This window comes from Marinococcus sp. LNSP9103-4, from assembly GCF_056034345.1.
This window is the reverse complement of the sequence record NZ_JBQLIA010000002.1, coordinates 187,487-208,838: the sequence shown is the minus strand read 5'-3', so window position 1 is coordinate 208,838 and position 21,352 is coordinate 187,487. Positions and strand designations below refer to the sequence as shown.

Here is a 21,352-nt window from a genome sequence, read left to right as displayed (position 1 = left end):
GAAGGAACGAGATAAATGACGACTGCATATACAATTTATTTAGTGGAAGATGAAGAAAACCTTTCCGGAGTATTGAAGCCCTATATGGAGAAGGAAGGTTGGGAAGTTACCGTCTTTGATAACGGTACGGACGCTCTGGAGGCCAAAGAAGAGCCGCCTCACCTGTGGGTGCTCGATATTATGCTGCCGGGAACGGATGGGTATCAGATATTAAAAGAAATTAGGTCTTCAAAAAAAGGGGAAGTGCCGGTAATTTTTATTTCCGCGAGAGACCAGGATCTTGACCGGGTGCTTGGTCTTGAAATGGGAAGCGATGACTACCTGGCGAAACCATTTCTTCCCCAGGAGCTGATTATCCGTGCTAAAAAACTGTTATCCCGGGTATACGGCGAATCGCAGACCGAAACAAAAAAAACAGAAGTAAATAATTACTACATTGACCCGGAAGCACGTACAGTAACGGATGCTGAAAATGATGACGCCCATATCGAACTGACGACAAAGGAGATGGATTTAATTCTGCTTTTGACCGAAGAGGTGGGCAAAGCCCTGTCGAGGGAAGATATCATTGAACATGTGTGGGGCGAAAACTATTTTGGTTCGGAGCGGGCCGTAGATGACGTTGTGCGGAGAGTCCGGAAAAAAATGCCCAGAATTCATCTGGAAACCCTGTATGGATACGGATATCGTGTTCTGCCGTCATGATGAAAGTGAATTTGACCCAGCGCATTTGGCTCTCTTTCATTGCCATCATTGTTCTGGTCGGTCTGACAGTCATTATCGTATATCCTATTTCGATTCGTGGAACGCTGACGGAAGAAACGTACCGGATTATTGAAGAAGAGCAGGCACAGCTCGTTAATCCGCTGAGTGATTATTTCACGCCGCCGGAGTCAGACGATCTGGATTTCATTGAACGACGGGAAGCAGAGCGTTCGGTTGGGCATGTTTTTGTTACTGAAAATGAAACGGTCAGCGGGGAGCCTCGTCCGCCGGCCGAGGTGGAAAAGGAAATGCTTGAAAATGCCGGCAATCAAAATGCGGAACGGGAGAGGTATGAGCTCACTTTTAATGATGCTACACTTTTTTATGTGATCACAAAAGTAGAGTCGGATGGAGAGGAAGCGTTCCAGATTTCCTACATGTGGGATACGTATAGAGACACAATGGTAAACCGTTTGTGGACCCGTCTGGTGTACATACTGCTCATCACAAGCGTCGTAAGCCTGTTGCCGGCGATCTGGCTGAAACGCTACCTGCGGCAGCCGCTGCGGGTGCTCGGCAACCGTTTTGAGCAAATTGCTGAGAGAAATTGGCGGGAGCCTGTCAATTGGAAAGGGGACCAGGACTTTCAGAAGCTGTCCGAGCAGTTTGAGCGGATGCGCCAAAACTTGATCCGTTACGACAATTCACAAAAAACATTTATCCAGCACGCCTCCCACGAGCTTAAGACACCAATTATGGTGGTTAAATCCTATGCGCAGTCCGTTAAAGATGGCATTCTGCCTAAAAAGGATATGGAAAAAACGATGGATGTCATCATAGATGAAGCGAATCGCATGGATAAAAGGGTCAGAGATATGCTCTATTACACAAAACTTGATTCGCTGAAAACAGAGGCGATTGAATACGAAGAAATCATTTTCGGTAAACTGGCTTATGCGATTGAAGAACGTTTTCGTCTGCAGCGCAGCGATATCCGTTTTTATATTGAAGGGGCAAGCGTACGCATGTATGCGGACGCTGAACATATGCGGGTGCTGCTTGAAAACCTGGTGGAAAATGCGCTGCGCTACGCAGAGGACAGTATTTGGATTAAGGCAGTAAAGCATCCGGACGGGCGGGTGGAAATTACTGTCGAAAACAACGGCGAAAACATTAATGAAGAAGAGCTTGAATACATTTTTACGCCGTTCAGAAAAGGGAATAAGGGCCAGTTCGGGCTTGGTCTTGCGATTGTAAGCCAAATTGCTGAACTGCACGAAGCGTCAAAAGAGGCGGCTAATACGGAGACAGGAGTTCGGTTTACGATCAGGCTCCCGGCAGAAAACGAAATAGAAACGAAAAAAACCGAGGCGTAACCGCCCCGGTTTTTTTGTATAAAAATGTCAGCTTCCTGAACTCTCTTCACTTGCCTCAGTGAATGTCTGCACCCAGTCCTCGTAATCTTCGTTTTCGACGTTAATGTCAGCATCCTGCATAAGTTCATTCAGCACCTGCTGGCCGTCCTGCTGTTCTTCAGCTTCAAGCGTCTGTTTAATATCGTCTTTTAATTCTTTATAGCTTTCTTTTTTGCCGGTGACATTAATAACGTGGAAGCCATGCTCCGTTTCGACAGGTTCTTCGGAAATGGAGTCCGTATCCATGTTAAAGGCAGCTTCTTCGAAAGCCTCTGTCATTTCACCTTTACCAAAATAACCAAGCTCTCCGCCGCTTTCACCAGAAGCAGTATCAATAGACTTTTCTTTCGCAAGCTCAGCGAAATCTGCGCCGCCTTCGAGTTCTTTGATTATTTCATCTGCTTCTTTTTCACTTTCAACAAGAATATGGCTTGCTTCAACCTGCATAAGATCTTCTTTATTTTCTTCGTAGTAATTTTTCATTTCTTTTTTGGTTACGTCAACATCCTGGGAGCCCAGCTCATCAACCACGATCTGCGGTTTTACATACTGCTCCTTGAAAGCTTTAACACTCTCGACCTGAACGCCCATATTTTCCTGTACAGTTTGAAGGAATTGATCATTATCATCTATGCCGTACTGCTCTTTCATAGATTTAAATTCCTGAGTGACCTGTTTATCTGAAATATCGAGGTCCTCGGCTTTATCGTTTAATACTTTTTGCTGAATGAGATTGTTTAAGGCACCTTCACCGTAGTTGTCCTTTAAATCATCCATCAAATCCTGCTCAGAGATACTTTCGCCATTTACTTCAACAATCGCATCGTCTCCCGCTGCGCTGCCTTCATTGCTGCAGGATGCAAGCAGAAGGGCTCCGCTGATCCCTGCGACTGTAAAAATATATTTTTTCATTTCTCCAGCTCCCTATGTATGTTCATGGTACCTTAATAGTATATCATATTAAAAAGTTTAAAAATGTCGATAAATGTAAAAAATCCTATTGCATTATACAATAGGATCGAAATTCTCAGCTTCAGGCTGCCAAAAGAAGTTCAACATACGATGAAATCAACAGGATGGTCACAAGTATATTGATGGTGTTAAAAACCTTCGGCTGTTTTTCATCCGGGACTTCCCGCTGGGTTACAAACTTATTGGTCATGGAGTTCATGATAAACAGATAAGCAACAGCGAATACAATAAAGAAAAGAATAAACATAAAATTCCCCCATTCCTAACGATACTACCATAACAAATCATAGGGGAAAAAGATAGGCAGAACCCGTAGGAGCAAAGAAAAAGATATTATATCTATAACGTTTTTGCCGAACATGATATAGTGAAAAAGCAGTTGTTACAAGAAAAAAGGAGTGGATCTGCTTGGCGCGGAACATATGGAAAATTTTATTCATTCTGCTTTTGGTTATCAACGTTATTATCATCGCTGCTGTAGTCTTCTGGTGGGCTTCTCTGGACCAGGAGAGTGGATCGAACGAAACAGAACCGCAGACTTCTGATGAGGAAGAATTTCAACCGTACTTTACAGGGGAAACAAATTCTGCCCAGGTGAATAATATTTTAGAAGCGGAAATGGAAAACGAAAGAGCCGACTTAGTGGTAGAAGACGGTCAGTTTAAAATTATTTCTGCGCTTGAGCTTCTCGGTCGTGAAATTGATATTGAGCTGAGCTTTGTGCCGGAGGCTTTGGAGAACGGAAATGTTGAACTGCAGAAGGATGATTTCTCTATTGCAGGGCTTCCGCTGCCGGGTCCGGAAGTGCTGACAGTCGTACAGAACCAGACGGAATTTCCGGAGTTTGTCCAGATTAATCCGGAGGAAGAAACGATCAGAATACGCCTTGATCAGTGGAGTGAAGATGAAGAGTACACTGTACGGGCGGAGAAAGTCAACCTGGAGGAAGACGATATTGTCTTTGTTGTAGGCAGATAAAAGAATCCCGGTGCCGAAGTGGCACCGGGATTCTTTTTTATTTAAGAAGGCTGTTTCAGTACAATATCCATGCCGTCAAGCTTGCGTTCCACTGTACAGTGTTTTGGAGCTTTAACCAGCTGACGGATAAAAGCAAAGTCTTTAAGGGCCATGCCGCTGTTTAATGAAAAAATAATAAGGAAGTAATGCATATAGCCTGGCATGAGTATGGCCCCTGCAATACTTGCGGCCCCAAGAACTATAAACGGACTGACCATAGCGATAACGTACATATTTCTCGATACGGGTTTACTGAAGCTGTATTTAATCACAGGAAGCTGCTTCCTGCGGTCTCTGTCGAATTTCCAGGTTGTGGCGATACCAATCATCCAAAGCGGTACGGCGTGCAAAATAGAATGCAGAGGGTAGATCATAAGCATTATTAAAAGAAGAACTTCCAGGCCGATACCTTTTAGCTGTGTTTCCGGCTGCAGCGAACTAAAGATTAAAAAAGTAAACATAAAAGTTAAAAAGGAAAATCCTACCGACATGATTGTCATTTTTGTTGTGTTGTTTTCTTTTCGTAGATTTACTGATTTCCAGCAATTCATGCGACGGCCTCCTCTCTCTCCAAACCCCAACTTTGAATAATGTAATACCAATAGAAGAAAAAATCAATAGGGTTATAAAAAAAATATATAGAACGAAATTTCTAACAATTCGCTCTACAGAAGAGAAAAGAAGCCAATATGCTGATGCAGGAAGCCTGAGTAGAGCAGGTGGTCTGTAAAAGGTTTATTTGGCAGATCTGTCCGCTGGAAGGAGGGTTCCGTCTTTATCCATAAAATCATTTTCAAAAGACTGGAGGGACTCTTCAAACAGATGCATAAATTCTTCTCCATAAATGTAGCGTACGATGGTCATAAGTTCAGAAAACTCGGGAAACTTTCCGTACAGCTCCTTAATGGGAAGGGCTCCTTCAGAAACCTGAAATGTTTCTTTTTCATAGGATTCGAGGATGGAGAGAAGCAGGCTTTCACCGTCTTCTGTCAGTTCGATATACGTATTGCGCTTATCATTCGTTTTCTTTGAAAATTTTAGCAGGCTGCGGTCTTCCAGCTTTTTCGAAAAATTAAAGGCTGTTGATACATGCATAACCCCGAACTTCGCAATCCCGGAAACAGAAGCGCCCTCTAATTGATGCGCGACCCATAGGATTTGAAATTCATTGATATTTAAATTATAAGGTTTAACCCATTCCTGCCAATCTTTTTCCACCGATTTCCATAATGCTTTAGACAGCTGTGCAGCACGGAGACTGAATAGTATCGACTGCTTGGCATCAAATGAAGAGTCCAATTAAAGAACCCCCTCTCTTATAAGCTGGGTCATCAGTGACTAGGAACGCCTGGTTTCTTTTTTAATCTGCTTATTTAATTGAGAAATGGAATCAGAAATTTCTTTTACCTGTTCCTGAATAGAGGCGACCTCGGGTTCAACTTCCTGCTTGTACCGCTTATAGGTTTTTTTCATTTCTTTGGTCAGCACATCAAATGCCTGGAAGCCTTCTGTAGCAGCATACTGCCAGTCTTCCATGGCTGATTTCTTTGTTGAGGATTTTAAGCCGGGGCGACTCCATTCCGAGTGCTTAATGGAATGTCGTAAAGCAGGACCAGAAGCAGGTGTAGTAAAAAGTATAATTAAACTGCTAGCTAACGATCCTGTGAATATACCGGCAAAAAGAGATTTCAAATCCATCCGCCTCATTCCTTCCTTGAAATACATTTTTAATATATTATTCTTTAATAGTAGTATAGGCGAATTCAGTGAAAAAATAAACAATTTCAAACAATTTCGGGTGCCTCGAACGAAGAGACGCTTATAAATTTTTATTTTATAAAAATAATCAGCGGATAACTCCGCTGATTAAAAAACCTATTGATGATTCTTTTGAAAGGTAAGCATAAAGTCCTGCAGAGCCTGGCAGCTCTCCTTAGAAACAGCGTTATAAATGGAAGCCCGGCATCCGCCGACAGAGCGGTGGCCGTTTAATCCGACAAAGCCGGCCTGCTTAGCTTCAGCTAAGAATTGTTTATTTAATTCTTCCGTAGGAAGATTAAAGGTGACGTTCATGGAGGATCGGCTGTCTGTTTCAGCATGGCCCCGGTAAAACCCATCGCTGCCGTCAATAGTGTCATACAGTAGAGCCGCTTTTTCCTTATTGCGCTGCTGCATGCCAAGGACGCCTCCGCGTTCTTCCACCCAGCCGAGCACTTCATTCAGAAGGTAAACAGCAAATGTCGGCGGGGTATGGAAAAGCGAATTCTTTTCCGCATGGGTGTCATAGCGGAGCATGGTCGGTGTGTGTTCAGGAGCCTGGCTGACCCAGTCTTTTTTGACGATAACGACAGTAACGCCGGACGGACCGAGGTTTTTTTGAGCGCCCGCGTAAATCGCTCCAAACGATGAGACCGGGACCGGACGGCTTAAAATGTCGCTCGACATATCGGCGACTACCGGGGAAAGCCAGTTATAATCAAGCTCCTGCCACTGTGTGCCGAAAATAGTGTTGTTTGTGGTGATGTGTACGTACTTGTCCCGGCTGTCGAGCTGAAGGGCGTCAACGTCAGGAATATGGGTGAAATTCTGCTCTTTTGCCGAAGCCCCGACCCGGGTCTGTCCGATCATCTGAGCTTCTTTTAACGCTTTTTCCGACCAGGAGCCTGTTAAAATATAGTTAGCCGTTTCCCCTGATTGGAGCACGTTCATCGGAAGCATCGAAAACTGCAGGCTTGCTCCTCCCTGCAGAAGCAATACGTCATAATCCTCCGGAATATCGAGCAGATGCCGGAGCCTTTCCTGGGCCTGGTTATGCACTTGTTCGTAATCAGAACTCCGGTGGCTGAGCTCCATGACGCTCATGCCTGTATCGTTGAAATTCAGCATTTCCTTCTGGGCTTTTTCCAAAACTTCGTCCGGCAGGGCGGCCGGCCCTGCGTTAAAATTATATGCGTGTGACATATGATCTCTCCTTTAGCCATCCATATTTATTTATCTATAAACGATCGGCAATCCCTTTAGCCATATCGGCTAAATCAGCGCTTGTGTACTGTTCATTATTATCGGTAAATGTAAAAGAGAAACCATCGTTTTCTGTGTAACGTGGAATGAAGTGAAGATGATAATGAAAAACGGATTGCGATGCCACGCTGTTATTATTGTTTAGAAGGTTCATACCTGCTGGTTGAAAAGCTTCTTTTATAGCGTTCGCAATTGCCGGGGCTTTTTTAAAAAGTGCCGCTGCAGTTTCGGGGCGCAGTTCATAAATGTTTTCCTGATGATCCTTCGGGATTAAGAGGGTGTGGCCTTTCGTGGTCTGGCCCAGATCCATAAATGCCAGAAGGTCGTCATCCTCGTAGACGACAGAAGCAGGAATCTCCCCGGCTGCTATCTTGCAGAAAATGCAGTCATCATTATGTGCCATAGTGTTGATCTCCTTTCTAAACGTAAGTATATCTACTATCCTATTATACGTAGTTACAGTTTAGAGTTAAATGGAAATGTAAGAAGAAATGAATTCCCTGCAAAAATATACAAAATACGATGAAACTGTGTAGAATATAAAAAGACTGTATTTTACTTAGCTGAAGGAGCGTTTGTATGACAGCATTACTTACTATCGAACATATTACCGGCGGTTACAATATCCATAAGCCGGTGCTCCATGAACTGGAATTTGATGTGGGCCCCGGGGAAATTGTCGGCTTAATCGGTTTGAACGGCGCGGGGAAAAGCACGACAATCAAGCATGTTCTCGGGCTAATGGAGCCTGCGGAGGGCGAAATTTATATTAACGGTAAAACCATTCATGAGGATGCGGAAGCTTACCGAAGACAGCTGGCATACATTCCTGAATCACCTATATTATACGAGGAAATGACGCTCTGGGAGCATTTGCGCCTGACAGCAATGGCTTACGGGGTTCCAGAAGGCGTCTGGGAAGAACGAAGTGAAAAGCTGATGGAAACCTATCAGATGGCCCGGCGGAAAAACTGGTTCCCCAATCATTTTTCCAAAGGAATGAGGCAGAAGGTGATGATCATGTGCGCCTTTTTGGTGGAGCCGAAGCTGTATGTCGTCGATGAACCGTTTGTCGGGCTCGACCCGGTAGCTATTAAATCACTGCTCGATATGATGGTGGAAATGAAAGAAAACGGAGCGGGAATTTTAATGTCGACGCATATTCTGGCGACCGCAGAACGCTATTGTGACCGTTTTGTACTGCTGCATGAAGGACGGGTCGCTTTGAAGGGAACTATGAAAGAAATCCAGGAGCAGGCAGGTATGCCGGGAGCGAACCTTGATGATTTGTATATTGAAGTAACCAAAGGAGAAATCACATCATGACCGGGCAATGGTGGAATGAGCGGGCAGGAGCTTTCTGGGGGAAGGCCGGCCGTTACCTGCGGTTAATCGGGAACAGCGGGTTTATGTTTGCTCTGTATATTCTCCTGTTTGCCGGAGCAGTATTTTACCCGGCTTTTTTGGACTGGCTCCCGCAGTCTCCGTGGGTGGTGATTGCTCTCTGGGTGATTTTTTCTGTATTAACGCTTCGCGGACCGATTCGGCCGTTTGTTCAGTCCGGAGACCTTGTATTTCTGCTTCCGCTTGAAAAACGGATGGCACCATTTTTTAAAAAGTCCATTCGCTACTCAGCGGCTCTGCAGGGAGTGGAAGTACTGGCTGTATATATCGTTCTCGGCCCGGTTATTCAGGAGCGTACCGCCGCCGGGGGCGCTGGTTATATCGGCATGCTGCTGCTTTTGCTCGTAATAACCTTTTTGACAACATTTATTAAATGGGAAGAATGGAAATGGCACAATCATACTCATCGTTACATATCCACAGCGGTACGCTGGGTCTGGCCGGCTCTTTTAATGCTCGCTGCCTGGTGGGGGAGCATTTTTCTGGCCGGCGCTGGTCTCCTTGGATTGATCGGGCACTGGCAACTGGTAAAGAGGCGTTCTGCTTCCCTGCTGCTGCGCTGGGAAGTGCTTCTCGAAGCCGAGAATCATCAGCTGGCGAAATTTTACCGGTTTGTTCAGTCGTTTGCGGAAGTCCCCCATATTGAAGTGAAAATTAAACGCCGGCGCTGGCTGGCATCACTTGTGGACAAATTTTCCCATAAGCAGGAAAATACGTATTTGTATTTGTACGGCAAAGCTTTTGTTCGTTCAGGAGAATATGCAGGTATGTTTATCCGTCTGCTCGTAGTCTGCGGGTTGATTATGTACGCCTTTGCTCCGGAATGGATGCGGCTTGGGATTGGCGGACTGTTTCTTTATATGACCGCTGTACAGCTGCAGGCTCTGAAAAGCCATTATGCCACCATTGACTGGCCGGATCTGTACCCTGTTCCTGTCAAATGGAAGGAACGGGCATTTATTACGTTTACGAGGGCACTTTTGACGGTGCAGGGAGCGGGAATCGTTCTGCTTCATGCCTGGATCGGGCAGTCGCTTTTGGTAACGGCAGCACTGGTTTTATTTGTGGCGCTTCTTCTTCTGTATTATCCCCGGTGGGTTACCCGGAGAAAGCAAAAAGAGATGGTATAAAAAACGACAGGCCCCCTTTCTCCTCGCGGAAAGGGGGCCTGTGATTATGAAGAAGTGCCGGGGTATTCCAAAACGGCTCTTCCGATGACCTGGGCTGCGGTAAGCATCGCCCGTTCATCAATATCGAATTTCGAATGGTGGTGCGGATACGTCGTTTCCCAGTCCGGATGGCCGGCTCCTGTGAAGAAATAGGTTCCTTTCACATGCTGGAGATAATGCGCATAATCCTCTCCAGCCATCGATGGGCTCATATATTCTGTCTTCTGGACCGAATTCGTTTTTTCAGCACATTCAGCAATAAACTGGGCTTCGTTACGGTGGTTGTCCACCGGGGGATAGCCGCGCAGGTATTCATAGTCGGCTTCGGCTCCGGCGGCTTCGCAAATGCCGTGAACAATTTTTCCGATTTCTTCTTCGAACACGTCCCGCACGTTTTCATCAAAGCAGCGGGTAGTGCCGGTAAGCTTCGCGCTGTCGGCGATCACGTTAAAGGCGTTGACAGCTTCAAAAGAGCCGACGGACAGTACTCCGGAATGAAGCGGATCGAGGCGGCGGCTCACAATCTGCTGTAGGCTGGTGACCACCTGGGAGCCGATTACGATGGCGTCTTTGGTAAGGTGCGGCTGAGCCCCGTGTCCGCCCTTTCCTCGAATCGTAATATGAAAACGATCTGAAGCAGCCATCATCGGCCCTTCACAGTACTGCACAGTTCCGTAGGGCACCGTCGCCCATAAGTGCGTGCCAAAGATAGCGTCCACTCCTTCAAGGCAGCCGTCCTGGATCATCTCAATCGCGCCGCCGGGAGCATATTCCTCCGCGTGCTGGTGGATGAAAACAACGGTGCCGCTTAAGCTGTGCTTCTCCTCCTGAAGGGCTTTAGCCAGGACAAGCAGATACGCGGTATGGCCGTCATGACCGCAGGCATGCATTACGCCGTCCGTCTTTGAAGCGAAAGGAAGACCTGTGTCCTCCTGGATGGGCAGGGCGTCAAAATCCGCCCGGAGAGCGATGACGGGACCGGGTTTGTCACCGCGGAGAACTGCGGTGACACCGCGCCCTCCTACATTGGTACGCACCTCATGCCCCAGCTTCCGGTGGTAATCGGCTATGTAGGCTGGCGTCTGTTCTTCCTCAAAGGAAAGCTCAGGGTACTGGTGCAGATATCTGCGAATCTCGACCATTTCCGGGTAAAGCTCTTCTAATCTGTTGAATAAATTATCCACAAAGGTTCACATCCTTTATTGAAACGTAATGAACAGAATGAAAATAGGTGTGTCTCCATTCAGGAGTAGCGTATAATGGAAATATAAGCTGTATAGTATTTTCTTATCATACATGATCCTTTCCGGAAAATAAAATAAGGAAATCTGGAACGGGAAGACGGCCTGCTGCGTATATTTATAAAATAAACAGAAGAAGGGCGGAAAGAAAGCATGAGTCAAAGAACCGGTTTTATAGGACTGGGTATTATTATTGCCGGCGTAAGTATCGTATCCTCCCAGCTCGGTTTTGACGCGAGTTTATTCATATGGCCTATCATAGCATTAAGCCTTGCCTGCTTTTTTGTCTACCAGCGTAATTACTGGCTCAGTGCCATGTTTGTCGGTCTCGCCCTGCTGCACGTATCCAACCGGGCGGATGTGCCTTTTATATTTACAGCGGTCATCACTGTGCTCTTCCTTGCGGGTATTATTCTGTTTTATTTCTGGTGGAGCAGCTCCCGCAGAGAAATAGATATCGATAAAGACCTGAATACGTCTGAGGGAGAAAGCCGGAACAAAAGAAGCACCTCCTACGCACATGAGGTGCGCCGGGCCGGGCAGGAACGCGAGCTTCCGACACAGCACCGCTTTTTGGCAGGGCAGTGTGTATATATAAAGAAGCCTTTCAGACTCCGCGAAGCCGCCGTCCAGTACGGAGCAGGCGAAGTGATTATAGATTTTTCGAAAGCTAAAACTGAGGAAGAGACAGTACCTGTACGAATCAGAGGCATGGCCGGGAGCATTAAGCTTTTTGTCCCGGAGAACTGGGACGTTAACGTCGACGCAAAAACACTTGTTGGCGAAACGAAGGTGCTTGGCTATAAGGAAGAGGGCCTGAAGGCAGCGATGAAGGTCGAGCATAAGGCGAAAGAGCAGACACAGGTGACATTAAATATCGAGGCAGAGCTTGTCGTCGGCAGCATTCAGGTGAAGTATGCAAAACATCCCGCTGTTTCCGTGTAACTTAACGAAATGTCTGCCGACTAAAGCAGGATAGAATATTTGTGTAAAAAGCGAGGGTGGCAGAGCTCATGAATAAACGGAAATGGGGAAAACGGCTGCTGATAGCTGCGGCGGCTTTTCTTCTGATTTTTGGCATATATTTATCCTCCGTTGTTATCGGCGCTGCTGCGATCAGTGAAAAGCAGCTGACGATGAATGAAACAACGACAATAGTTGATGACAGCGGGGAACAGCTAGCGGAGCTGTATTCAGAGGATAGGGAAGTTATCGAGGAAGAACAGATACCGGATCATGTAAAAGAAGCATTTATTTCCATTGAGGATATTAGGTTTTATGACCACCGCGGCATTGATCCGAGAGCGATTGCGCGTGCGCTGTACCGTGATATTTTAGCCGGTGGAATTGTGGAGGGCGGAAGTACGATCACCCAGCAGCTGGCGAAAAATGCTTTTCTCTCGAGCGACCAGACCTTCTTACGTAAAACGAAGGAAGTGCTGATCGCTATGGGGCTTGAAAAGAAATTCTCCAAGGATGAAGTAATGGGATACTATTTAAACCAGATTTACTTCGGTCACGGAGCTTACGGAATCCAGTCTGCCTCTCAGCAGTATTTCGGGAAAGACGCTTCCGAATTGAACGTTGAAGAAGGCGCTATGCTTGCGGCTATGGTAAAAGGGCCGAGCAACTATTCACCGGTGGATGAGCCGGAGGAGGCCAAAGAACGAAGAGATACTGTCATTGCTATTATGGAACGTGAAGGGTACATATCAGAAGAAGAAAAAGCGGCAGCAACTTCTTCGTCTCTTCCTTCCGGTCTTCAGGAGCAGCAGACCCATCCGGAATACTACACGTACGTGGATATGCTCATGAAGGAAGCCCAGGAAAAATACAACATTGAACCTGAAGAAATTTACAAAGGCGGCTATACGATCCAGGTGCCGATGAATGAAGATATGCAAAAAGCTTCCTATAGCCTGATGCAGGAAGGGACGTATTATCCGGACGGATCGGAGGATGCGGAAAGTGCCTTCTTTATGATGGATCACAGCAGCGGCGGAGTTGTCGCGGTGCAGGGCGGCAGGGATTACGAACGTCAGGGGATGAACCGGGCGGAAGTGCAGCGGCAGCCGGGGTCTGCGTTTAAGCCGCTTGCTGTATATGCACCAGCACTCGAATCCGGAGATTATGAGCCTTATTCGACGCTCCAGGATGAACAATTGGACTACGACGGCTATTCTCCGAAAAATAACAGCGGGGAATATCAGGGGGAAGTGACGATGAGCGAAGCGCTGGAGCAGTCCATCAATACTTCAGCAGTTTGGCTCTATGACAAGCTTGACCGCAGCGCCACGAATGATTTCTTAGAGAAAACAGGTATAGAGCCCCAGGGGAACGGGCTGGCGACGGCTCTTGGCGGTCTCGAAAACGGGGTTACCCCGGCACAGTTAACAGAAGCATATACGACGTTTTCAAATAATGGAACAAAAACAGAGCCGTACTTTATTACAAACATTAAAGATCGTAACGGAAATATTATTGTGGAAAATGAAAAAAAAGAGCAGGAGGTGATGGACCCGCAGAATGCATGGTACATGACCCGCATGCTCGAAAATGTAGTGGAAAACGGAACAGCATCAGCCGGAAGCACCTCCTACGATTTAGCCGGCAAAACAGGAACCACTTCATTTGAAGCGGTCGAAGACGGGGCGAGAGACGCGTGGTTCGCAGGCTATACACCGCAGTGGACGGGCACGCTTTGGATGGGGTATGACCAGACAACCGAAGATAATTATTTAACCGGCGGCAGCTCCCATGCGGTGGAGCTGTTTAAATCCATTTTGAACGAGACCCCTGCTGGAGGCAGTGCGGTAGAATTTGAAAAACCGGAAGGAGTACGTGATTTGGAAGAGCCTGTGGAGCTTCCGGAAATTGATTCACTTGAAGGGGATCTTACATTTGCCGGTGATGGTTTCTTAAACGTGGAGCTTACGTGGGAAGCATCTGAAGACGACCGCGTTAATTACACAATTTACGAAGTGACAGACGGAGAACGCGAAGAAATCGATCAGGTCCGCGGACAGGGGAGCTACACGATCCAAAATGCAAATCCATTTAATTTAAGAGAGTATATTGTTGTCCCTTCCTATGAACCGACAAACCAGGAGGGTGAGGAGTCGAACACAGCAGAGGTACAGGCCCGTTCTATTTTTGGAATAGGAGGGTGAGAGAGGATTGGAGGCAGCCTTGGCGGGCTGCCTTTTTTGTGCTGAACTTTCATGAATTTTTTATGAATGTTGTCGAAATGCACTATACATGACAGGATCGGGCAGGTTATGGTAAAAACAGAAAAGGTGATTGTGCGAACTTGAGTGGTGAGCAGGCAGAGAGGAAGTGCCCAAAAATGAAAGAAACCTTATACAATAATACTTTTTTAGAAGCAGCAGGAGGAAACTATACCGGACATGTGCCGGTGTGGTACATGCGTCAGGCAGGCAGGTCACAGCCTGAATACCGTAAATTAAAAGAGAAGTATTCGCTGGTGGAAATTACTCATGACCCCGAACTGTGTGCATATGTAACCCGGCTTCCAGTGGAGCAGTATCAAAACGACGCGGCTATTTTATATAAAGACATTATGACACCACTGCCGTCTATCGGCGTAGATGTAGAAATAAAACCAGGCATCGGGCCGGTGATTGACCGCCCGATTGAAACGCTGGCCGATGTAAAACAGCTTGGAACGCTTGAACCAGAAAAGGATATCGACTACGTGCTTGAAACAATCAAGCTTCTGCGTCAGCAGCTGAATGTACCGTTAATCAGCTTTAGCGGAGCCCCGTTTACCCTGGCGAGCTACATGATTGAAGGCGGCCCGTCGAAAAACTATCACCGGACGAAAAGCTTTATGTACTCGCAGCCGGACGCCTGGTTTGCATTGATGGAGACGCTTGGCGATATGGTGATTCGGTACGCCGGTGCCCAGATAGAGGCCGGGGCCCAGGCTATTCAAATCTTTGACTCCTGGGTTGGTGCTTTAAACGCCGCCGATTACCGGCAGTACGTGAAGCCGGTCATGAGCAGAATTTTTGCAGCTTTAGAAGAAAAGAATGTGCCGGTATCCATGTTTGGAGTCGGTGCCGGTCATCTGCTTGAAGACTGGAACGACCTGCCGCTTTCCATCATTGGACTGGACTGGCGGACCTCTATTCTTGAAGCAAGAAACCGTGGCGTCACTAAAACGCTTCAGGGCAACCTGGATCCGAGTTTACTTCTCGCTCCGTGGCCGGAAATAGAGAAAAGAGCTGCCGCTATTATTGATGAAGGCATTCAGCATCCCGGGTTTATTTTTAATTTGGGGCACGGTGTATTCCCGGATGTGGAGCCTGATACGTTGAAACGTTTAACAGCTTTCGTTCACGAATATTCGAAAGAACAGTTGGAGGGAAGACGATGAAAAAGAAAACCGGCCTTTTGGTGATGGCTTACGGGACTCCGAGAAGCCTCGACGAAGTAGAAAGCTACTACACCCATATCCGGCGAGGGAACAAACCGTCCGAAGAAGCTTTGGAGGATCTTGTCTCCCGCTATAAAGCAATCGGCGGGGTATCCCCGCTTGCAAAAATTACAGAGGATCAGGCCTATGGCCTGGGCGAGGTGATGAATGAACGTCATCCGGAACGGGAATTTCATGTTTATATCGGTTTAAAGCATATCGACCCGTTTATCGAGGATGCTGTTGCTGAAATGAAAGAGGACGGTATCGAAGAGGCGTACAGTATCGTCCTCGCGCCGCATTTTTCGACATTCAGCGTAAAGTCTTATAATGGACGGGCCCAGGAAGAATCCTCCCGCATTAATGGCCCGGCGATTCACAGTGTAGAAAGCTGGTACGACCAGCCGAAGTTTCTGCACTACTGGGCTGAACGGGTGCGTACTATGCTTGACGGGCTTGATGAAGAGAAAACGTGTGTTATTTTTTCTGCTCACAGCCTGCCGGAAAAAATCATCGCCAAAGGAGACCCGTATCCGGAACAGCTGAAAGAAACCGCCCAATGGATCGCAGAGCGTGCCAATGTTCAGCACTATGATATTGGCTGGCAAAGTGAAGGGAACACCCCGGACCCATGGCTCGGACCGGATGTGCAGGACTTAACAAAGAATTTGCACCATCAGTACGGCTATGAGTCATTCGTCTACTGTCCGGTAGGATTTGTAGCCGATCATCTTGAAGTATTGTTTGATAATGATGTTGAATGTAAAGATGCCTGCGACAGTGTAGGAGCGGCATATTACCGGCCGGAAATGCCAAATAGCCAGCGTGAATTTTTAGAGGCGCTCGGTGATGCGATTGATTCTTTAGTGGAACAGAGGGTTTCCTCATAATATAAAAAGGCGTCCTTTCAAAGGTGAAAGGACGTCTTTTGTATGGCTATGCTTTTCCTTCCTGCTTTAATCTGCCGGCAAGTACATAGAGTACAGCCAGTGTGACAAAGTGGGAGGAAAAATCATTATGGTCCTGCTGTGGATAGACTTCAACAAAATCCATACCGCAGACTCCATGTATACCGAATTCATGAATGAGAGTCAGCAGCTGCTCGGGGTGGAGACCGTTGGCATCCGCCGGGCCGCCCGGATTGTAGGCGTAATCTAAAATATCGCTGCAGATACTTAAATATACTTCGTCGGTCCCCTCAGAAGCGGTATCGTAGACTTCTCTGGCAAATGCCTTTAAATCCGGGGCATTGCGGATTTTATCGATGGTAATCGTAACGGCGCCCGCTTCTTTGGCGGATCTGCCATTGACAGCTTTATTGCGCGGACCATGAATGCCGAGGTGCACGAGGCTTTCATTTCTCACCTGTTCATATTCATACAGGCGTGCAAACGGGGAACCGCGTCCGAACTCATCGCCCATCGATTCGTCGTTATTATCAAAGTGGGCATCAATATGAATGATTCCTACTTTTTTTCCGGTAGTTTCACCAAGCGCCCGAACAATCGGGTAGGTGATGCCGTGATCGCCTCCGAGACCGACAGGGAAAGTGCCGGAAGCCCATAAAGAAGAAGCGAAGGACTCGATTGTTTCCATTGTGGCCGGAACGTCGGCCGGGGTGGTGGAAATATCACCGGCGTCTGCGAGGCTGTAGTGACTGAGTACATCGATGTCGCCGAGCTCGGGCAGGTAGCCGCTGTAGCGCTCGGAGCACTGGCGGATCACCTTCGGTCCAAGCTCACAGCCTGTGTACGCTCCCCAGGTTACCGCTCCTTCCCATGGCACACCGTAAATAGTTGCCTGATAGTTTGCTGCTTTCGATAAATCCTTTGCCACTGAAGAAGCGTGAAGGAAGGTCGGTGTATTTCCGTAAATGAGTGGTCGATTCATATGTCAGCACCCTCTCTGTGTATAATTTTCAATGTATAGGGAGTGAAGAAGTGTACATGCCCGGATACGTTTACCACGTGACATGTGATACAATAAAGTGTACCATATGTGAGTAGTTTTGCGTTCGAAGCAGTGGAACAAACTGTACGGCAGCGGCGCAGTGAAGTGGAAAGGCGGTAATTCCTATGAACGCTGAAGAGAAATTGGACGTATTGAAGCATTCCCGTCATGACTGGATGAATGTCCTGCAGCTTCTAAAAACACACGCTGCGCTTGGTAAAGTGGAAGAGCTTCAGAAAGTGATCGAAAAAACGACCTTTAAAGCTTCCCATGAAGCCAAGCTGTCAAATGTCCAGGCTCCGGCGTTCGCTGTCGAACTGATAACGTTCCACTGGAAGGAACACTGGTTTTCCATTGATTTTGAGGTGGAGGATACGTTCAGTGCCAAACCGGACGATCAAAAATGGACTGGTTTTTTTCAAGAACTGGCAGCGCGCATTGATGAACAGGCCAATCGAACGAGAGATAACCATCTCGAGATTTCCATCAACGAGAACGATGGCGGACTTCCGTGTCTGGAGCTCGATTTTGAAGGTGAATTAAAGAGTCCCGAGAGGCTTGAACAGTGGATACGAAAAGAGTCCGTAATGATAGATATGATTGAGTATATAGAAGTAAGCACAGAACACCTATATTGCGTCATTGTCGATCAAGCAGGCGGTCAGTAAGAATACTAATGAGGTGAAAGAGTTGTTTGTAGATCACGTAAATTTATATGTAAAAGGCGGCGATGGCGGAGATGGCATGGTCGCCTTTCGTCGGGAAAAGTATGTCCCGGACGGTGGACCGGCCGGAGGCGACGGAGGCAGAGGCGCAGATGTAGTTTTTGAAGTGGATGAAGGGCTTAGAACATTGATGGATTTCCGGTATCAGCGCCATTTTAAGGCAAAGCGCGGAGACAATGGAAGATCCAAAAACCAGCACGGCAGAGGCGGCGAAGATTTAATTGTCCGTGTACCGCCGGGTACTATTATCCGTGACCGCAGCTCCGAGGTTATGATTGCGGACTTAACAGAGCATAAACAACGCGTGGTAGTGGCAAAAGGAGGCCGTGGCGGCCGTGGTAACACACGATTTGCTTCTCCTTCCAACCCGGCCCCGGAAATCAGCGAAAAAGGCGAGCCTGCGGAGGAAAAAGACATTCAGCTTGAACTGAAGGTGCTGGCAGATGTTGGTCTCGTCGGTTTCCCGAGCGTTGGTAAATCCACGCTGCTTTCTATTGTATCAGCGGCACGGCCGAAAATTGCCGATTATCCATTTACTACACTAAAGCCGAACCTCGGCGTTGTGGATGCAGGAGAAGGAAAAAGCTTTGTCATGGCGGATCTCCCGGGACTTATTGCCGGAGCCCATGAAGGCGTTGGGCTCGGAGCCCAATTCTTACGGCATATTGAACGGACACGGGTGCTTGTGCATATCGTGGATATGGCCGGCGAGCTTGAAGGCCGGGACCCGTTTGAGGATTTCCAGCAGATCAATGCGGAGCTGCGGGAGCACAACCTTCGTCTGCTCGAACGTCCAATGATAGTAATGGCTAACAAGATGGATATGCCGGGCACAAAGGAACAGCTTGAGGAGTTTAAAAAGAAGCTCCCGGAAGGTATTGAAGTGTTTCCTGTATCGACACTTAGAAAGCAGGGCATTCAGCCGCTTTTGCAACGAGTAGCGGACCTTGTGGAAACGACCCCTGCCTTTCATTTATATGATGAAGAGGACCAGGAAGAAAAAGTGGTGTACACGCTCGATGAAAAAGAAGCTCCGTTTTACATCGGCCGTGCCGACGACGGTGCTTATGTACTGTATGGGCCGGATATCGAAAAACACTATAGAATGGCGGATCTCTCCCACGAGGATTCGATGCAGCGCTTTTCAAAAAAATTACGCAACATGGGTGTGGATGAAGCACTGCGCGAGCGCGGAGCTAAGCACGGCGATACAGTAAGGCTGCTGGACTTTGAGTTCGAATTTGTTGATGGGTAATCAGTCAGTATAAATCAGAGTATAAAAGAGTGTGGTGAAAGCAGTGGCAGACAGAATTGATCATTTCTATCTTGTACGGGAAGATCTGTTGACAGATGCAATGCAGAAAACGTTAGAAGCAAAAGCACTGCTCGAAAGCGGGAAAGTGCACAAAGTGGCAGAGGCGGTACAGCATGTGGATCTGAGCCGCAGCGCTTTTTATAAATACCGGGATGCTATATTCCCGTTCCATACGATGATACAGGAGCAGATTATTACATTATCGATCCAGCTTGCCGATCGTTCAGGCTCCCTTTCGGAGCTGCTGCGTATTGTAGCGGAAGCGAATTCAAATGTGCTGACTATTAATCAGACGATCCCGCTGCAGGGACGGGCAAATATCACGTTAACTGTTGATACATCGGTGCTAAGTCTGGAAATCCGTGACTTTGTGCGCAAAATTCAGGGAATGGAATTTGTGGAAAAAGCTGAAATAGTTGGCTCCGGATCGCTGTAAAGAGTAGGAAGGTAAAGGAGTGGAGAGAGTGAAGCGAGTAGGATATCTTGGCCCGAGGGGGACTTTCACAGAAATGGCAGCCCGGGTGCTGTTTCATGAGCAGGTGCTCGAGCCCTTTGATACGATTGCAGAAGGGATGAAGCTGACGGAGCAGCAGGAGATAGATATTGCTGTCGTACCGCTTGAAAATGCGATTGAAGGCTCGGTGAACGTGACCCTGGACTATTTGATTCATAAGCATGAACTGCCGATTATTGGGGAAGTGACCGTGCCGATTGAGCAGCACCTGCTGGCTCTTCCCGAGGAAAAGGAACAATGGCAGCAGGCGGAATTTGTACATTCGCACCCGCATGCCATCGCCCAGTGCCATGAATTTTTAAGCAGGTGGATGCCGGAGACAAAAGCACAATTCACGAATTCCACGAGCGCCGCTGCAAAAAAACTGAGTGAAGGTACTGCTGAAGGCGTGGTTATTGCGACGAGGCTTGCTGCGGAGCAGTATGGTCTCGAGATCGTAAAGGAAAACATTCATGACTATACGAATAACCATACCCGATTTGTGGTTCTTGCAGGCAGTGAAGAGCGAGCGGAAAGCCTTTCGGAAGAAAAAAAAATAACCGAAAGGACGACGATGGTCATAACGCTGCCGTCCGATTACCCGGGCGCTCTGCATCAAGTGCTCGCAGCCTTTTCATGGCGGAAATTAAATTTAACAAAAATTGAATCCCGTCCAATGAAGACCGGGATTGGAAACTACTTTTTTGTCATGGACGTGGAGCAGCCGGAAGACGATATTTTGATTCCAGGCGTTATTGCGGAGCTTGAAGCGCTCGGGTTCGGCGTCCGGGTTCTCGGGCATTATCCGTGCTTTGAACTTTCTACAGCCGAGGCGAAAGTAGACAGCCGGACCTCAGGCTAATTGTCTTCGTTAATCAGGTAGGCATGATTTTTCAAAGCTTCAAGCAGAACATCAAACTGGGTATGCGAAGGAATTTCAATGGTATGAAGATGAACGCCGGCAGTAAGCTCTGAGAGCATGGAGGCATTTGTGTTTTTCATATTCTCAATAAAGCGGTCCGCATCAATCCGGCTTTCAATCATTAAGGAGGCGGTGATGTCGCCATAGACGGGATGCTCGACGGAAACATCAATAATTTTCCCCCCGTGATCTACGATCAGGTACAGCTCCTCGAGGGTACTGTCCGGATCGGAAGGGTGGGAGACGGCTACGCGCTTTCGTACTGTCTGTCCCGTATCCTTATTTTTGATAATGATGTAGCCCTGGGACGTAGCGAGAATAGGGTGCCCCTGGGCTTTCAGTAAAGACATGTCCTGGACGATGACCTGGCGGCTGACGCTCGCCCTTGAAGCAAGAGAGCTCCCGGTCAGCGGCCGGGTGGAGATTTCAAGCCATTCGAGCAGCTGATTGCGCCGGTCGGCTCCAAGCATTTTTTTAGAAGGATGATTAGGCATAACAATACCTCACTTTGTTGGTTGCTACTCTATATCATAGCGGTAAAGTGTTTTTATTGTAAATTAAAAAC

At 47.4% G+C, this 21,352-nt stretch carries 23 protein-coding genes; 13 read left to right on the top strand and 10 right to left on the bottom strand.

Going from position 1 to position 21,352, the window contains the following annotated elements; genetic code table 11:
• The first annotated feature begins 15 nt into the window (after positions 1–15).
• The gene (locus ACTRXG_RS02510; RefSeq protein ID WP_474279311.1) at positions 16–705 is read left to right on the top strand and encodes a response regulator transcription factor; all 690 of its coding nucleotides are present in this window, start codon (positions 16–18) and stop codon (positions 703–705) included.
• The gene (locus ACTRXG_RS02505; protein ID WP_474261699.1) at positions 702–2,081 is read left to right on the top strand and encodes a sensor histidine kinase; all 1,380 of its coding nucleotides are present in this window, start codon (positions 702–704) and stop codon (positions 2,079–2,081) included. The genes ACTRXG_RS02510 and ACTRXG_RS02505 overlap by 4 nt, the downstream gene beginning before the upstream one ends.
• Before the next feature lie 27 nt (positions 2,082–2,108).
• On the opposite strand, the gene ACTRXG_RS02500 is transcribed toward ACTRXG_RS02505, so the two are convergent.
• Complete coding sequence (locus ACTRXG_RS02500; RefSeq protein WP_474279309.1) at positions 2,109–3,032, bottom strand: peptidylprolyl isomerase; 924 nt, start codon at positions 3,030–3,032, stop codon at positions 2,109–2,111.
• Between the two features lie 121 nt (positions 3,033–3,153).
• Positions 3,154–3,339 carry a hypothetical protein gene (locus tag ACTRXG_RS02495; RefSeq protein ID WP_022793771.1) on the bottom strand — a complete coding sequence of 62 codons (186 nt, stop codon included), beginning with the start codon at positions 3,337–3,339 and terminating at the stop codon, positions 3,154–3,156.
• 161 nt (positions 3,340–3,500) lie between these two features.
• Here ACTRXG_RS02495 and ACTRXG_RS02490 point away from each other — a divergent pair, with 161 nt between their 5' ends.
• Complete coding sequence (locus tag ACTRXG_RS02490; RefSeq protein ID WP_474279307.1) at positions 3,501–4,070, top strand: YpmS family protein; 570 nt, start codon at positions 3,501–3,503, stop codon at positions 4,068–4,070.
• Positions 4,071–4,111: 41 nt separating this feature from the next.
• Here ACTRXG_RS02490 and ACTRXG_RS02485 read toward each other — a convergent pair whose 3' ends face one another.
• The 5 genes from ACTRXG_RS02485 to ACTRXG_RS02465 all read right to left on the bottom strand — a co-directional run bounded on the left by ACTRXG_RS02485 (position 4,112) and on the right by ACTRXG_RS02465 (position 7,533).
• Positions 4,112–4,660 carry a DUF3267 domain-containing protein gene (locus ACTRXG_RS02485; protein WP_474279305.1) on the bottom strand — a complete coding sequence of 183 codons (549 nt, stop codon included), beginning with the start codon at positions 4,658–4,660 and terminating at the stop codon, positions 4,112–4,114.
• 184 nt (positions 4,661–4,844) lie between these two features.
• Positions 4,845–5,408, bottom strand: a complete 564-nt coding sequence (locus ACTRXG_RS02480; RefSeq protein ID WP_022793774.1) for an HTH-type transcriptional regulator Hpr — start codon at positions 5,406–5,408, stop codon at positions 4,845–4,847.
• Between the two features lie 39 nt (positions 5,409–5,447).
• Positions 5,448–5,645, bottom strand: coding sequence for a hypothetical protein (locus tag ACTRXG_RS02475; RefSeq protein WP_322525682.1), 198 nt, complete (start codon positions 5,643–5,645; stop codon positions 5,448–5,450).
• A gap of 339 nt (positions 5,646–5,984) precedes the next feature.
• On the bottom strand, positions 5,985–7,070 hold the full coding sequence (serC, locus tag ACTRXG_RS02470) for a 3-phosphoserine/phosphohydroxythreonine transaminase (protein WP_474283925.1): 1,086 nt from the start codon (positions 7,068–7,070) through the stop codon (positions 5,985–5,987).
• 34 nt (positions 7,071–7,104) lie between these two features.
• Positions 7,105–7,533: an HIT family protein gene (locus ACTRXG_RS02465; protein WP_474279299.1), complete on the bottom strand. Its 429-nt coding sequence runs from the start codon at positions 7,531–7,533 to the stop codon at positions 7,105–7,107.
• A 176-nt stretch (positions 7,534–7,709) separates the two neighbouring features.
• Here ACTRXG_RS02465 and ACTRXG_RS02460 point away from each other — a divergent pair, with 176 nt between their 5' ends.
• Both ACTRXG_RS02460 and ACTRXG_RS02455 read left to right on the top strand, forming a co-directional pair.
• The gene (locus tag ACTRXG_RS02460; protein ID WP_474279297.1) at positions 7,710–8,456 is read left to right on the top strand and encodes an ABC transporter ATP-binding protein; all 747 of its coding nucleotides are present in this window, start codon (positions 7,710–7,712) and stop codon (positions 8,454–8,456) included.
• The gene (locus ACTRXG_RS02455; protein WP_474283922.1) at positions 8,453–9,664 is read left to right on the top strand and encodes an ABC transporter permease; all 1,212 of its coding nucleotides are present in this window, start codon (positions 8,453–8,455) and stop codon (positions 9,662–9,664) included. The genes ACTRXG_RS02460 and ACTRXG_RS02455 overlap by 4 nt, the downstream gene beginning before the upstream one ends.
• Positions 9,665–9,708: 44 nt before the next feature.
• Here ACTRXG_RS02455 and ACTRXG_RS02450 read toward each other — a convergent pair whose 3' ends face one another.
• On the bottom strand, positions 9,709–10,845 hold the full coding sequence (locus ACTRXG_RS02450; RefSeq protein WP_474261871.1) for a M20 family metallopeptidase: 1,137 nt from the start codon (positions 10,843–10,845) through the stop codon (positions 9,709–9,711).
• Between the two features lie 252 nt (positions 10,846–11,097).
• Here ACTRXG_RS02450 and liaF point away from each other — a divergent pair, with 252 nt between their 5' ends.
• From liaF to hemH, 4 genes are all read left to right on the top strand, one after another.
• Positions 11,098–11,889 carry a cell wall-active antibiotics response protein LiaF gene (gene liaF / locus ACTRXG_RS02445; protein ID WP_474283920.1) on the top strand — a complete coding sequence of 264 codons (792 nt, stop codon included), beginning with the start codon at positions 11,098–11,100 and terminating at the stop codon, positions 11,887–11,889.
• Between the two features lie 68 nt (positions 11,890–11,957).
• The gene (locus tag ACTRXG_RS02440) at positions 11,958–14,114 is read left to right on the top strand and encodes a transglycosylase domain-containing protein (RefSeq protein WP_474283918.1); all 2,157 of its coding nucleotides are present in this window, start codon (positions 11,958–11,960) and stop codon (positions 14,112–14,114) included.
• Between the two features lie 176 nt (positions 14,115–14,290).
• Positions 14,291–15,343 (top strand): uroporphyrinogen decarboxylase, encoded by a 1,053-nt coding sequence (gene hemE / locus ACTRXG_RS02435; protein WP_474279289.1) that lies wholly within the window; start codon positions 14,291–14,293, stop codon positions 15,341–15,343.
• A complete protein-coding gene (gene hemH, locus ACTRXG_RS02430; protein WP_474279287.1) occupies positions 15,340–16,272 on the top strand; it encodes a ferrochelatase in 933 nt (310 codons plus the stop codon). Before hemE ends, hemH begins: the two co-directional genes overlap by 4 nt.
• 46 nt (positions 16,273–16,318) lie before the next feature.
• Here the strand turns inward: hemH and ACTRXG_RS02425 are convergent, their stop codons facing one another.
• Positions 16,319–17,272, bottom strand: a complete 954-nt coding sequence (locus tag ACTRXG_RS02425; protein WP_474279285.1) for an agmatinase family protein — start codon at positions 17,270–17,272, stop codon at positions 16,319–16,321.
• A gap of 185 nt (positions 17,273–17,457) precedes the next feature.
• Here ACTRXG_RS02425 and ACTRXG_RS02420 point away from each other — a divergent pair, with 185 nt between their 5' ends.
• The 4 genes from ACTRXG_RS02420 to pheA all read left to right on the top strand — a co-directional run bounded on the left by ACTRXG_RS02420 (position 17,458) and on the right by pheA (position 20,727).
• Entirely contained in the window at positions 17,458–18,000 is a 543-nt protein-coding gene (locus ACTRXG_RS02420) for a Spo0B C-terminal domain-containing protein (RefSeq protein ID WP_474261714.1), read from the top strand.
• Between the two features lie 22 nt (positions 18,001–18,022).
• Entirely contained in the window at positions 18,023–19,312 is a 1,290-nt protein-coding gene (obgE, locus tag ACTRXG_RS02415) for a GTPase ObgE (protein WP_474283915.1), read from the top strand.
• A gap of 100 nt (positions 19,313–19,412) precedes the next feature.
• On the top strand, positions 19,413–19,808 hold the full coding sequence (locus ACTRXG_RS02410) for an ACT domain-containing protein (RefSeq protein ID WP_474261872.1): 396 nt from the start codon (positions 19,413–19,415) through the stop codon (positions 19,806–19,808).
• Between the two features lie 28 nt (positions 19,809–19,836).
• The gene (gene pheA, locus ACTRXG_RS02405) at positions 19,837–20,727 is read left to right on the top strand and encodes a prephenate dehydratase (protein ID WP_474261716.1); all 891 of its coding nucleotides are present in this window, start codon (positions 19,837–19,839) and stop codon (positions 20,725–20,727) included.
• Here pheA and ACTRXG_RS02400 read toward each other — a convergent pair.
• Positions 20,724–21,281, bottom strand: a complete 558-nt coding sequence (locus ACTRXG_RS02400) for a 3H domain-containing protein (protein ID WP_474283913.1) — start codon at positions 21,279–21,281, stop codon at positions 20,724–20,726. The two genes, pheA and ACTRXG_RS02400, sit on opposite strands and share 4 nt — an antisense overlap.
• Positions 21,282–21,352 lie beyond the last annotated feature (71 nt).

Bases quoted from the DNA above. Each gene is read 5' to 3' on its own strand.
- ACTRXG_RS02510 (WP_474279311.1), top strand. From the start codon at position 16: ATGACGACTGCATATACAATTTATTTAGTGGAAGATGAAGAAAACCTT.
- ACTRXG_RS02505 (WP_474261699.1), top strand. From the start codon at position 702: ATGATGAAAGTGAATTTGACCCAGCGCATTTGGCTCTCTTTCATTGCC.
- ACTRXG_RS02500 (WP_474279309.1), bottom strand. From the start codon at position 3,032: ATGAAAAAATATATTTTTACAGTCGCAGGGATCAGCGGAGCCCTTCTG.
- ACTRXG_RS02495 (WP_022793771.1), bottom strand. From the start codon at position 3,339: ATGTTTATTCTTTTCTTTATTGTATTCGCTGTTGCTTATCTGTTTATC.
- ACTRXG_RS02485 (WP_474279305.1), bottom strand. From the start codon at position 4,660: ATGAATTGCTGGAAATCAGTAAATCTACGAAAAGAAAACAACACAACA.
- ACTRXG_RS02475 (WP_322525682.1), bottom strand. From the start codon at position 5,645: ATGGAAGACTGGCAGTATGCTGCTACAGAAGGCTTCCAGGCATTTGAT.
- serC (WP_474283925.1), bottom strand. From the start codon at position 7,070: ATGTCACACGCATATAATTTTAACGCAGGGCCGGCCGCCCTGCCGGAC.
- ACTRXG_RS02465 (WP_474279299.1), bottom strand. From the start codon at position 7,533: ATGGCACATAATGATGACTGCATTTTCTGCAAGATAGCAGCCGGGGAG.
- ACTRXG_RS02460 (WP_474279297.1), top strand. From the start codon at position 7,710: ATGACAGCATTACTTACTATCGAACATATTACCGGCGGTTACAATATC.
- ACTRXG_RS02455 (WP_474283922.1), top strand. From the start codon at position 8,453: ATGACCGGGCAATGGTGGAATGAGCGGGCAGGAGCTTTCTGGGGGAAG.
- ACTRXG_RS02450 (WP_474261871.1), bottom strand. From the start codon at position 10,845: ATGGTCGAGATTCGCAGATATCTGCACCAGTACCCTGAGCTTTCCTTT.
- liaF (WP_474283920.1), top strand. From the start codon at position 11,098: ATGAGTCAAAGAACCGGTTTTATAGGACTGGGTATTATTATTGCCGGC.
- ACTRXG_RS02440 (WP_474283918.1), top strand. From the start codon at position 11,958: ATGAATAAACGGAAATGGGGAAAACGGCTGCTGATAGCTGCGGCGGCT.
- hemE (WP_474279289.1), top strand. From the start codon at position 14,291: ATGAAAGAAACCTTATACAATAATACTTTTTTAGAAGCAGCAGGAGGA.
- hemH (WP_474279287.1), top strand. From the start codon at position 15,340: ATGAAAAAGAAAACCGGCCTTTTGGTGATGGCTTACGGGACTCCGAGA.
- ACTRXG_RS02425 (WP_474279285.1), bottom strand. From the start codon at position 17,272: ATGAATCGACCACTCATTTACGGAAATACACCGACCTTCCTTCACGCT.
- ACTRXG_RS02420 (WP_474261714.1), top strand. From the start codon at position 17,458: ATGAACGCTGAAGAGAAATTGGACGTATTGAAGCATTCCCGTCATGAC.
- ACTRXG_RS02410 (WP_474261872.1), top strand. From the start codon at position 19,413: ATGCAGAAAACGTTAGAAGCAAAAGCACTGCTCGAAAGCGGGAAAGTG.
- ACTRXG_RS02400 (WP_474283913.1), bottom strand. From the start codon at position 21,281: ATGCCTAATCATCCTTCTAAAAAAATGCTTGGAGCCGACCGGCGCAAT.